Here is a 12,304-nt window from a genome sequence, read left to right as displayed (position 1 = left end):
CGTCAAGCCGCTGGCGCCGACATCGCCGTCTCGTCCTGCTTCGGGCGATTGGCGGGCAATTGCGTGCCGGTCAGCACATAATAGGCATTTTCGGCAATGTTGGTCACGTGATCGCCGATGCGCTCGAGATTCTTGGCGCAGAACAAAAGATGCGTGCAGGCGGTGATGTTGCGCGGATCCTCCATCATGTAGGTCAGCAGCTCGCGGAAGACCGACGTGTATTTGACGTCGATGCGTTCATCGTCGGCGCGCAGCTTCGCAAGTGCCGCGGCATCGCGCGCCGCATACTCCTCGATCACGCCTTGCACCTGGATCAGCACAAGCTGCGCCATGGCGTCGATGGAGTGCGACAGGTCGCGCGGCGTGGCGGCAAGGCCGACGGTGCCGACGCGCTTGGCGATGTTCTTGGCGAGATCGCCGATGCGTTCGAGATCGCCCGCCATGCGGATCGAGCCGACGACATGGCGCAGATCGTCCGCCATGGGCTGCCGCTTGGCGATCAGGGTGATGGCGCGGTCGTCGAGTTCGCGCTGGCGCGCGTCCATGATGGCGTCGTCGGAGACGACGCGCTGGGCGAGCGCGTTGTCGGAATTCAGGAGCGCCTTGGTCGCGCCGCCGACCATCGATGAGGCGAGATCGCCCATGTCGCGGATCAGCCTGCTGATCTGTCCGAGATCTTCGTCAAAGGCTGCGACTGTGTGTTCGGCCATGATCTTGGTCCTCGTATGCCTGGGATCAGCCGAAGCGGCCGGTGATATAGTCCTGCGTGCGCTTCTCGCGGGGCGACGTGAAGATCTTCTCGGTGCGGTCGAACTCGACCAGCTCGCCCAGATACATGAAGGCGGTCTGCTTCGACACGCGCGCCGCCTGCTGCATGTTGTGGGTGACGATGACGATCGTATAATCGGCCTGCAACTCGTCGATCAGCTCCTCGATCTTGGCGGTCGACAGCGGATCGAGCGCCGAGGCAGGCTCGTCGAGCAGGATGACCTCCGGCTTCACCGCCACCGTGCGGGCGATGCAGAGGCGCTGCTGCTGGCCGCCCGAAAGGCTGAGGCCGCTGGCGTTGAGCTTGTCCTTGACCTCGCTCCACAGTGCCGCGCGCTTCAGCGCCTGCTCGACACGGCCGTCCATCTCCGCCTTGCTGAGCTTCTCATAGAGCCTGACGCCGAAGGCGATGTTCTCGTAGATCGACATCGGGAACGGCGTCGGCTTCTGGAACACCATGCCGATCTTGGTCCTGAGCAGGTTGAGGTCCTGCGAGCGGTCGAGGATATTCTGGCCGTCGAGCAGCACCTGGCCCTCGGCGCTCTGCCTCGGGTAGAGCTCGTAGATGCGGTTGAAGACGCGCAGCAGCGTCGACTTCCCGCAGCCCGAAGGCCCGATGAAGGCGGTGACGCTGCGCTCGGGCAGCGACAGGCTGATATCCTTCAGCGCCTTCGACTGGCCATAGTAGAAATTGAGGTTCTTGACCTCGATCTTGGCTTTCTCGACCGCGACTTCGGGCGTGTTCAACTCGGTGGACAACATCGGTTTCATCTGTCCTCTCTGCGTCCGGTAAGGCTGCGGGCGAAGATGCTCAGCCCGAGAACCGTAAGGGTGATTATGAGTGCGCCGGTCCACGCCAGCTGCTGCCATTCCTCGTAGGGGCTGAGAGCGAACTGGAAGATAGTGACGGGCAGGCTGGCCATCGGCGCATTGAGATTACTCGACCAGAACTGGTTGTTGAGCGCCGTGAAGAGCAGCGGCGCCGTCTCGCCGGAAATGCGGGCGATGGCCAGCAATATGCCGGTGACGATACCCGACAGCGCCGCACGGTAGGCGACCGAGCGGATGACCACCCAGCGCGGCGCGCCGATCGCGGCGCCGGCCTCGCGCAGGGCGTTCGGCACCAGGTTGAGCATGTCCTCGGTGGTGCGCACGACGACCGGGATGACCAGGATGGCCAGCGCGACGGCACCGGCGATCGCCGAGAAATGTCCCATCGGCCGCACCAGCAACTCGTAGACGAACAGGCCGACGATGATCGAGGGTGCCGACAGCAGGATGTCGTTGATGAAGCGCACGACGGTGGTGAGGCGCGAGAAGCGGCCATATTCGGCCATGTAGGTCCCGGCGAGGACACCGATCGGCGTGCCGACGATGACGGCGATGACTGTCATCATGATACTGCCGTAGATGGCATTGAGCAGGCCGCCGGCATCGCCGGGCGGCGGTGTCATTTCGGTGAACACAGAGAGCGAAACACCCGACAGGCCCTTATAGAGCAGTGCGCCGAGGATCAGCGCCAGCCAGGCCAAGCCGATGCCCGCCGCCGTGACGCATAGCGTCATCATCACGGCATTCCTGCGCTTGCGTCGATTGTGAAGCGATGTGGCCGTCGACATCGGTCAGGCTCCCGTGCGGCTGTCCATGCGCAGCAGCATGTAGCGCGCAAGGGCAAGGATCAGGAAAGTGATGACGAACAGGATCAGGCCGAGCGCCACCAGCGAAGACGTATAGAGATCGCCGTCGGCTTCGGTGAATTCGTTGGCGATGGTCGCCGAGATCGTCGTGCCGGGCGCGAACAGCGAGGCGCTGATGCGGTGGGCGTTGCCGATGACGAAGGTTACCGCCATGGTTTCGCCGAGCGCGCGGCCGAGGCCGAGCATGACGCCGCCCATGATGCCGACGCGGGTATAGGGGATGACGACGCGGCGCGTGACCTCCCAGGTCGTGCAGCCGATGCCGTAGGCCGATTCCTTCAGCACCGCCGGCACCGTGTCGAAGACATCCTTGGTGATCGAGGTGATGAAGGGCAGGACCATGATGGCAAGGATCATCGCCGAGGTCAGAAGGCCGATGCCGTAGGGCGGGCCGGCAAACAGGCTGGAGAGTCCCGGCACGTCGTGGAAAAGCTTGATGATGAAGGGCTGCACCGTCGTCTGCAGGAACGGCGCGAACACGAACAGGCCCCAGATGCCGTAGATGATTGAGGGTATGCCGGCAAGCAGCTCGACGGCGATGCCGATGGGGCGCCGGAGTGGCCGCGGGCAGAGTTCGGTAAGGAAGATGGCGATGCCGATGCCGATGGGAACGGCGATCAGGATAGCGATGGCGGCGGTGACGATGGTTCCGTAGATCGGGGCCAGCGCCCCGAAATTCTCGGTAACCGGGTTCCACGATTCGGTCGTCAGGAAGGAGAACCCGAATTTCGACAGCGCTTCCCACGAGCCGGCAAACAGCGAAATCGCCACGCCGCCGAGGATGAGCAGGACGAGGATGGCGGAAAAGCGTGTCGCCGTTCGGAAAATCGTATCGGTGAGCGCGAAGCGTCGGACCGTCGCTTCCCTGGCCCGCATGGCGGCCGACGATGGCATGGCTTCGGAGACGGCGGTCATCTGGCCCTCGCGTTTCAAGGAAGACAGGGAGGGCGCCGTGAAGCGCCCTCCTCGTTCAGCAGGGATTACATGGCGGAATAGAGCGGCTTGCCGTCTTCGCCGACGATGTCCTTGGCCCACATGTCCTCGACGCTCTTGACGACCGCGTCGGGGATCGGAACGTAGTCCAGCGCCCCGGCCATGTCGTCGCCCTTCGCGTAGGACCAGGCGAAGAACTTGAGCGCTTCACCGGTCGCCGCCACGTCGCCGGGCTTCTTGTAGACCAGGATCCAGGTCGCCGACGTCATCGGCCAGGATTCGGCGCCCGGCTGGTTGGCCAGGATGACGCCATAACCAGGCTGCGAGCTCCAGTCGGCATTGGCCGCCGCCGCCGAGAACGCCGCCGCCGTCGGCTCGACCTTCTTGCCGTCCTTGTTGATCATGTCGGCATAGGTCAACTTGTTCTGCTTGGCGTAGGCGTATTCGACATAGCCGATCGAGCCACCGGTCTGCGAGACGTTGTTGGCGACGCCTTCATTGCCCTTGGCGCCGATGCCAACCGGCCATTCGAGCGCGGTGTTGACGCCGACCTTCGACTTCCAGTCGGCGCTGACGTCGGCCAGGTAGTAGCTGAAGTTGAACGTGGTGCCCGAACCGTCGGAGCGATGCACGACGGCGATCGCCTGGTCGGGAAGCTTGACGTCGGGATTGAGCTTGGCGATCGCCGCGTCATTCCAGTTGGTGATCTTGCCGACGAAGATATCGGCCAGCGTCGGGCCGTCGAGCACCAGTTCGCCCGGCTTGATGCCTTCGAGATTGACGACCGGAACGATGCCGCCCATCACCATCGGGAACTGTGCAAGTCCGGTGGATTCGAGATCCTCGCCCTTCAGCGGCGCATCGGAAGCGCCGAAGGTGACGGTCTTGGCTTTGATCTGCTTGATGCCGCCGCCCGAGCCGATCGACTGGTAGTTGAGACCGATGCCGGTCTCCTTCTTGTAGGCATCGGCCCACTTCGCATAGATCGGGTAAGGGAAGGTGGCGCCGGCACCGGAGATGTCAGCTGCCATTGCCGCGGAAAGGGTGAGGGTGGACGCCGCAGCCATTGCGATCGCAACGGCCGCCGAGCGGATGAAATGTCTCATATGGCCTGCTCCTGTTCGGAAGATGGTCTCTCGGCGCCATTCCTTGCCAGCGCCCGCTGAGGCCAATAGCGTTCGATTATAACAGTCGCATGACAGTTTCGTGTCAGCCCGGTAACGCGTCGCCGGCGCCTGGGAAGGCGATGGCGATTAGCGGCTGCGGCATGGCGCCGGTTTGCCTTCGGGAATCAGGGACTTGCGCTATCCGGCCACCCAAACAGCCATCGGATTCGGCATGGATCGCTGATCGAAGAAAAGCCGGACGGGAGCGCGTCGCTCGAGGCCAGAGGATGTCTTGGCCGGGCCATCGCCAAAAACAGGTCCGTTGGGGTAGATTGACGCTGCTTCATACTGGCGGTCGCTGCTCCCGCCCGTAACTAGAAGAGAGCGGAAATTCGATGCCGTCATTGTCCCGGCTGGACGCCGGCTTTGATATGGTGCGATCGCACCATAGTCTTGCTCGAAGGGCTGCAGCCGGCCCCGGGTGATTCTCGCCGCAATCCGGCCGAAGGCGCAAAGTCTATCCCGCGTTGCGCCGGGCCTGGCGACCAGCGCCGACCCAGCGCTCGACCTTTTCGAGCAGGGCCCTGGGGCTGATCGGCTTGGGCAGATAATCATCCATGCCGGCGTCCAGGCAGCGTTCGCGATCGCCCTTGAGCGCATGCGCGGTGACCCCGACGATCGGCACATGCGTGCCGGTTTCCTCTTCCAGCCGGCGGATGGCGGCGGTTGCCTCGAGCCCGTTCATCTCCGGCATCGAGACGTCCATCAGGATCATGCAGGGATTGAGCCTGCCGAATGCGTCCAGCGCCTTGCGGCCATTGCCGACGATCTCGAAACCGTAGCCGGTCTCGCCGAGGATCTGGGTGAAGACCATCTGGTTGACCTCATTGTCCTCGGCCACGAGGATGTCCAGCCGCTGCTCGCCGCCAGTCGCGGCAAGCCGGGGCCTGACCGGCGGCGGCTGCAGCAACGCGCGTTGCCCCGACGCAGCCGCTGGCGATGGTTGCGGACCGTTCCCCCCGTCTCCCTCGACAGCAAGCGGCCGGGCGACATGCGTGGCGTGGCGATGCCGCTGGATGGTGGCGACCAGCGTTTCCAGGAGCACCGAGGAGCGTGCGGGCTTGATGAGTTGGGCATCAATGCCGAGATCGCGGTAACTGGTGTTGGCCAGCGACTGGTCGACGGAGGTCAGCATGATGATCGGCGTGTCGGCAAGCCCGGCGGTGTTGCGCACGACACCTGCCATCTCGGCGCCGCTCATCTCGGGCATCTGATAATCGAGCACGACGCAATCGACCGGCACGCCGTAGGCGGCGGCCGCGATCAGCACTTTCAGTCCCTCGGCGCCGCTCTCGGCCGCGCAGGAATCGAAGGTCCATGACGTCATCTGCTCGGTCAGGATGGCGCGGTTGACGGCATTGTCGTCGACGATCAGCACCCGCGCGCCGGTCACGTCCACCGGCATGATGCGCTGCGCGTTCTGTTGTCCGGCCCTGGGCAGCGTGACCGTGAACCAGAAGGTCGACCCCTTGCCTTCGGCGCTTTCCACGCCGATGTCGCCGCCCATCAATTCGACCAGCCGCGAGGTGATCGCGAGCCCGAGCCCAGTGCCCTCATGCCGCCTCGTCGAGGAGGTGTCGACCTGGCTGAATTTCTCGAACACCTGTTTCAGCTTTTCCTCAGGGATGCCGATCCCGGTGTCGGTGACCGAGATCGTCAGCCTGGTTCCGTCCGGCACACTTTCGCCGGTGACGTCGACGAGCACATGGCCTTCTTCGGTGAACTTCACCGCATTGCCGAGCAGGTTGGTGACGATCTGCCGGATGCGGCCGACATCGCCGATGAACAGGCTTTCGAGCCCAGGCTCGATGCGCACGATGAGCTCGAGGTCCTTTTCCTTGGCCCGCGTCGACACCAGCGTCGCCACGTCCTCGATCGCCTCGGCGAGATTGAAGGGGGCGGGATCGAGCACCAGCTGGCCGGCATCGATCTTGGAGAAATCCAGGATATCGTTGATGATGGTGAGCAGCGCGTTGCCCGATTTGACGATGATGTCGGTGAAGGTCTTCTGCTTCGGATCGAGATCGGATTTGGCCAGGAGTTCGGCCATGCCCAGCACGCCGTTCATCGGGGTGCGAATCTCATGGCTCATATTGGCGAGGAATTCCGACTTGGCGCGGTCGGCAAGTATGGCGCGCTGGCGCGCCTCGCGCAGTTCCGCCTCGCGCAGCTTCAATTCGGTGATGTCGGTGGTCGACCCGATCAGGTAGAGCGACCCGTCGGACGCGATCATCGCGCCCTTGCGGGCGAACTGGTGGCGCACGCTGCCGTCCGGGAGCATCACCGTCTCCTCGACCTCCTGGGTTTCGCCGCTGCGTAGCACCGCGAGGTCGCCATTGACGAAGGCTTCGCCGTCGGGCCCGAAAATTTCGATATCGGTCTTGCCGATCGCGTCCTGCTTGCTGAAGCCGGTGAGATCGCACCAGCCCTTGTTGACGTAGAATTGCCTGAGATCGGAGCGTTTGGCATAGATCGACACCGGCACGTTGTCGATCAGGCTGCGGAACACCTCGTTCTCGCGCATGCTTTCTTCCAGCGCCCGCTCGCGCGCCTTGACCTCGGTGATGTCGGTGCTGGAGCCGACCAGATGCACCGATCCGTCCAGCGCCACCAGCCGGCTCTTGCGCGTCATCAACTGCCGCACCGTGCCGTCGCGATGGGTGACGGGCTCCTCGACCTCCCTGACGCTGCCCGTGAGGGCAACCTCGGTATCGTCCAGGCTGTAGCTTTCTCCATCTCCGTCGCCGAACAGCTGCCGATCGGTGCGGCCGATAACGTCTTCCTTGGCGAGCCCGGTGATCGCGCACCAGGCCTTGTTGACGAACTCGATGCTGAGGTCCTGCGCCTTGATGAAGGCGGCCACGGGCAGTTCGTCCAGCACGTGCCGGAACAGGTCGATCTGCCGCATCGAATCGTGCAGCGCCTTTTCGCGGCTCTTGATCTCGGAGATGTCGACGCGCACGCCGATGAACGTGCCGTCATCGGTGCGCATGTCATAAACCTGATACCAGCGGCCGTCGGGATTGAGACGTTCGAAGGATGAGTATGGCAGGTGGTAGCGGGCGAGGATGCTGTCCAGCCAGCCATCGAGATCGCCATCATAGAGCGCATCGACCCGCGGATCGCCGCTCGAGCGGAAATAGCCAGCCGAATGACCGAGTGCCAGCGCGTCGCGGAAGGTGCGGCCGGGCTGCCACGCCGGCTTCAACGCCGGCAGCGTGTCCTGCATCTTGCGGTTGGCGAAAACGAAATTGTCCTCGCGGTCGTAGATGATCACGGCGGCCGGCAGCGATTCCAGCACGCTGGCCAGGTGTTTGCGGGCGTCCTGCGCCTCGGTCTCACGGCCCTTCATGTCCGAGACGTCGAAGAGGAAGCCGGCCACGTAGTTGCGGCCGCTTACCATTCTAACGCGGTTCTTCCTGACGACGCGCGAGCGGTTGACGCCGTCGACCTCGAAGCTTTCCTCCACCTCGTAAGGCCGCCCGGTCGCCAGCACCTCGCGCTCGCTTTTCTCGAACAGCGCAACCTCGGCCGGCGCGAGAAAATTGCCGCCGGGCTTGCCAAGCATGGTTTGCGGGGTCTGGCCGAACAGGCCCGCAAACGCCTCGTTGACGAAGACGAAGCGCAGATCGTCATCCTTGACGAAGATCGGATCCTTGACGCCGTTGATCACCGCTTCCGCCAGTCGCGCCTTTTCCAGCGCGTCGGCCAGCTCGGCCTCGCGATCCTTCATGTCGGTGACATCGACATAGGAGATGAGCCGCTTGCCGCCGGCCAGCGGGGCCAGCGACGCAACCAGGGTACGCCCGTCATTGCGCGGCAATTGTCTCGAGCCGGCGACGCCGGCCCTGATCTCGGACTCGCGCTCGGCGGTATGGCGCCGCCAGGCAACGTCGTCTGCGCCGTAGGAATCGACGGCGCGGCTGGCCTCCATCAACTCGCGGAAGCCCGAGCCGATCCCGGCGCGCTGGGGATCGATTTTCCACAAATTGTAGAAGGCCTGGTTGATCACTTCGGCGCGCAGGTCGGCGTCGAGGACCATGATCCCGATCGGCATCGAATCGACCATCGTGCGAAGGTCGGGAAGGCCTCCCGAAGACGCCTCTCCTTGCTGCTTCTGCTCCAGTTCTTCGAAGGCGACGGCCAATCCCGTGACATTGCGTCCAATGCCACGATAGCCGGCGAATTTCCCCTCGTCATCGAAGCGTGGAAAGCCTGAGGTCAGCACCCAGCGGCAATCGGCGCGACCTCCCTTCAGTTCGTAGACAAAGTCACGGAACGGCCGATGTGCCTGCAGATCCTCCAGATGCATTGCCGCGCTGCGGTTGCCGTTCAGGACCTGCTTCAGGAAATCGAAACGGAAGCGGCCGAGCACGGCGGCCGGGTCGATGCCCGTGACCGCCTGGTAGTTGTGCGAAAGCCAGGAAAAGCGCAGCTCGGCGTCGGTCTCCCAGATCCAGTCCGAGCCCGTTTCGACCAGCTGGCGTAGCATGGCCAAATCCATGCCTGCGGTGAACGAAGCCGCGTCGTTCACCGCCATTTCGCCCGACCCGCGCTCGCCGCGCACGCCGGCTGTCTCGTTCGCTTCAGCCATGCCGTCCCCACCCCGAATCCAAGGCCGAACCCTCCCTCCGCGGTTCGTCGGCGGAATGTGCCCGAGAAGCATTAACGATCCGCTAACCTTAACAAGCCGTTGCGCACCGGACGGGCCCTGGCCTGCGCCATTGCGCCCGGTTGTCGGCCTGATCGAAGCCGCGCTATAAGCCAATATTGGGGTGTTGCTGATGTTTGGACGGATTGTGCCTTGCTTGCTGAGCGCGGCGCTGCTTTTCGGCAGCGGCTGTTCGCGCAGCTATGACGGCACCGTCGTCATTCCGCGCCCGCTCGATGCCCGGCGTTTCTGGGACCGGCCGCCGCCCAATGTGGAATACGGGCCGTCCGGAATGGAAAACGGCGCTTTTCCGGCGCCGCCACAACCGCCAACCCGGTTTTCCGAGCGCAGGCCCGCGCCGCGCGCCGCACCGAGACGTCATCTTTCAAGAGTTTCGAGGCCACCTCCGCCGTCCTCCGATGAGGAAAAGCCCCTGGCATGCAGGAATGTCAGCGAACCCGGAAAGAGGGTTCGCATGGTCTGCGACTGATGGGTGCCACCCAAAACTGACCTTGGCTGAGAAACCGGCGCCTACAACCGGGGGCGGATGATCATTCGGCTGGGAAGAAGGCCGGGCCGACTATTCTCACCGGCCGCTTGCCGGCCTCTATCGACTGATGCTGGGCCGCCCCGGAGGCTTCGGCGTCCGCCGCGGGAATTGCCGCGACGCTGCCGAGGTCCGGCTTGGCCGACGGCAAGGGGATGATGGCATTGGTCATGTTTGTGGGCGTTACCGTTCGGGCCCTCAATTCGGCGACCCTGCTGTAGTAGCGTTTTAGGTCACATGCCTTGAAATTGACGTCGTCGCGGTAGCGGAATGCGGTCGGCAGATCGGTGTAGGGCTTGCGCGTGTCGAGAGAGACCATCTTTTCGGTTTCGAGGCTGACGTCGCTGAGCGTATAGAGGTCGACGCCCGGCTCGTCGCAGATGTAGCGGCATTGATCGGCCATATCCTTCACATCGTCGCTGCCGGCGAACTGCGACTTGGGTGCTGGGAAGAAATATCCATCCGAAAGGCGCACGCAGAACAGCATCGCGTTGCCGGCGCCCGTTGCCCTCGCCGCTGGCGCCGCCGCAGACACCGATTGGGTCTTCGCCGCCGCGCGCTTTGCCGCTGGCGCGCAGCCAAGCGCGACAAAGCGTGCCCGCAGCCCCGACATGTCCCGGCCTGAATTGGAGGCCGCAGCGATCTGGCGCTGCACCTCGCTCCTGTTCCTGGCAAGATCGGCGCATGCGTTGAAGAAACCACCGAGGGAATTTTTCGCCGTACACTTGCGCTGCCTCTCGATGCCTTGGATCGCGGCAAGCTGGCGGTGCAACTGGGCAAGCTCGGGGCTCGTGCCGCCGCCACGGCCGGCCGAAGACAACTGATTTCTTATTGCACTGCAACTGTCGGCATAAGAACTGGACATGCCGAGCGCGAGCACGGTCAGGGTGACGAACGCGATCATCATGGGGGACCAGAAACGGATCATCGGAAGGACGCGGTCCTTGTTGCTGAGAACCTGGAATGACAACTCTTTCGACTTCGGTAAGCTTTCGCTAAATGAGTTTTATCTAATCTTTCTAGTCTCCATGCATTGAGAGACTTGTCTTTAGTTTAATAGAAGAACCTCTGTGAATTCAATATTGCATTTTTATTTCAAGATTGAGACGAACTGCAAAACAATGCAGCCGGACCGACGGCTGGCAGGCCTGCCGAATCACTCCGGCGTTACCGGAAACGGGCCCTGAAACCTTTGCCCGTCCTTTCGCGTTGAAGCGCGAAGGAGAACGCAGATGTCGATCCAGGTCACGGTATCGGAACTGACAAGAAATCTTTTTCATTCCCTGGGACTTGATCCGAGGCCCCTGAGCGCCGAGCAAAACCTGCTGCTGGAATGCTATCTGGCCGGGCAAATCCCGGAATCGGCCTGGAACGACTACGTCTTCGAGACACCCGACCTGGCGCGGCACGCCGAGGCGCGGCGTACCAGCCACTGACCGGTGAAGGCGGTGCTGGGCGAGATGGTTTGGTGGTAGTCGCTACCTGAGCGGCTGGCTGGCAGACGTTTTCCGTCAGGATTGCGTAAAAAATTGAAGCGGGATCGGCGATCCGAACGCCGAACGGCTCTAGCGCATTAAGCCGCGGCGCGCCCTGCGCGGAGAGTTGCGGAAAACAGCTATTGGCCGATCTTGGGAGATACGAATTGCAAGGTGAACACGTTGCCGGCAATCCCTTGCGCCAGTTGCGGCGAAAGGCTGAGCGGCGTGCAATTCTTCACCGCGGTCATTGCGGCGTCGATGAACGACTTTCGCGCCTTGTCGTCGCCGGCCACCTTGGCGGCGGTCGGCCGTGGCGGACCAAGCAGCGTGCCGTCGCGCTTGAAGCTGAAGCTCAGAGTGACGATGGAATTTCCAGCATCCGCCGGCGGCGTCCAGCATGCCTGGATCGCCGTGCCGACTTCGTCCATCGTGTTGAGCTGGGCGGCAGCCGACGGGCAGGTGGCGCCAATCGCCAATGCGCCGCTAATCAGGAGCATTCCAGCGGTTCTTTTCATTGCAATTCCTCCACCGTCGACCCTTCCGGCCGCCCGCGTGCGATCGTCAGGATTGATGGTAGGGCTGGAGATGGCAAGGGCAATATGCTTTGGCGAAAGCTCTTGCCGAAAGCATTGGAGGCAGCCCTGCCCGCAGCGGCCGGCCAAAAAACAAAAGGCCGGCAGTGGGCCGACCTTTGTTTTCACCGCAGCGCCAGTACATCCGTGGTCGCGGGTGAATTGTCTCCAATAGACAGATTATAGGTAAACGAAACGTTAATCGAAGCCGCCATGCCATAGCTCCGAGCCCGGCTTTTGCCAGCGCTCCATGCGGTCATATGCGCGCATATGACGAAGCTTCCGCGGAGGCCTTGAACATTGTTTGATGCTGGAGGGATCATCAACGGCTGAGCCGTCGCCTTCTTGGTACGCCCAAGGGGAATCGAACCCCTGTTCCCGCCGTGAGAGGGCGGTGTCCTGACCGCTAGACGATGGGCGCGTTCAAGAACCGGCGATATAGGCTGGCGGCGGAGAAAAAGCAACTGGGGTCCGCCGGCTTTCCCGGGATCA

At 63.0% G+C, this 12,304-nt stretch carries 9 protein-coding genes and 1 tRNA gene; 1 reads left to right on the top strand and 9 read right to left on the bottom strand.

The window, feature by feature from the left end; all coding sequences use genetic code 11:
• Positions 1-2: 2 nt before the first annotated feature.
• From phoU to FJ428_RS28630, 7 genes are all read right to left on the bottom strand, one after another.
• The gene (gene phoU / locus FJ428_RS28665) at positions 3-710 is read right to left on the bottom strand and encodes a phosphate signaling complex protein PhoU (protein WP_140500575.1); all 708 of its coding nucleotides are present in this window, start codon (positions 708-710) and stop codon (positions 3-5) included.
• Between the two features lie 25 nt (positions 711-735).
• Complete coding sequence (gene pstB / locus FJ428_RS28660) at positions 736-1,539, bottom strand: phosphate ABC transporter ATP-binding protein PstB (RefSeq protein ID WP_140561568.1); 804 nt, start codon at positions 1,537-1,539, stop codon at positions 736-738.
• Positions 1,536-2,387: a phosphate ABC transporter permease PstA gene (gene pstA / locus FJ428_RS28655; RefSeq protein WP_140500572.1), complete on the bottom strand. Its 852-nt coding sequence runs from the start codon at positions 2,385-2,387 to the stop codon at positions 1,536-1,538. Before pstA ends, pstB begins: the two co-directional genes overlap by 4 nt.
• Positions 2,388-2,390: 3 nt before the next feature.
• On the bottom strand, positions 2,391-3,380 hold the full coding sequence (gene pstC, locus FJ428_RS28650) for a phosphate ABC transporter permease subunit PstC (RefSeq protein ID WP_140880643.1): 990 nt from the start codon (positions 3,378-3,380) through the stop codon (positions 2,391-2,393).
• Between the two features lie 65 nt (positions 3,381-3,445).
• Positions 3,446-4,504, bottom strand: a complete 1,059-nt coding sequence (pstS, locus tag FJ428_RS28645; RefSeq protein WP_140517885.1) for a phosphate ABC transporter substrate-binding protein PstS — start codon at positions 4,502-4,504, stop codon at positions 3,446-3,448.
• A gap of 517 nt (positions 4,505-5,021) precedes the next feature.
• The gene (locus tag FJ428_RS28640; protein ID WP_181167423.1) at positions 5,022-9,158 is read right to left on the bottom strand and encodes a PAS domain-containing protein; all 4,137 of its coding nucleotides are present in this window, start codon (positions 9,156-9,158) and stop codon (positions 5,022-5,024) included.
• A gap of 608 nt (positions 9,159-9,766) precedes the next feature.
• Positions 9,767-10,690 carry a DUF2865 domain-containing protein gene (locus tag FJ428_RS28630; RefSeq protein ID WP_140525468.1) on the bottom strand — a complete coding sequence of 308 codons (924 nt, stop codon included), beginning with the start codon at positions 10,688-10,690 and terminating at the stop codon, positions 9,767-9,769.
• 304 nt (positions 10,691-10,994) lie between these two features.
• Here FJ428_RS28630 and FJ428_RS28625 point away from each other — a divergent pair, with 304 nt between their 5' ends.
• Positions 10,995-11,198 carry a hypothetical protein gene (locus tag FJ428_RS28625; protein WP_140500562.1) on the top strand — a complete coding sequence of 68 codons (204 nt, stop codon included), beginning with the start codon at positions 10,995-10,997 and terminating at the stop codon, positions 11,196-11,198.
• A gap of 179 nt (positions 11,199-11,377) precedes the next feature.
• Here the strand turns inward: FJ428_RS28625 and FJ428_RS28620 are convergent, their stop codons facing one another.
• Positions 11,378-11,737 carry a hypothetical protein gene (locus FJ428_RS28620; protein ID WP_224519158.1) on the bottom strand — a complete coding sequence of 120 codons (360 nt, stop codon included), beginning with the start codon at positions 11,735-11,737 and terminating at the stop codon, positions 11,378-11,380.
• 421 nt (positions 11,738-12,158) lie between these two features.
• A tRNA-Glu gene (locus FJ428_RS28615) sits at positions 12,159-12,233 on the bottom strand.
• Positions 12,234-12,304 lie beyond the last annotated feature (71 nt).

It is taken from the genome of Mesorhizobium sp. B2-8-1 (genome assembly GCF_006440955.1).
Lineage (GTDB): Bacteria > Pseudomonadota > Alphaproteobacteria > Rhizobiales > Rhizobiaceae > Mesorhizobium.
This window is presented reverse-complemented; position numbering and strand designations above follow the sequence as displayed.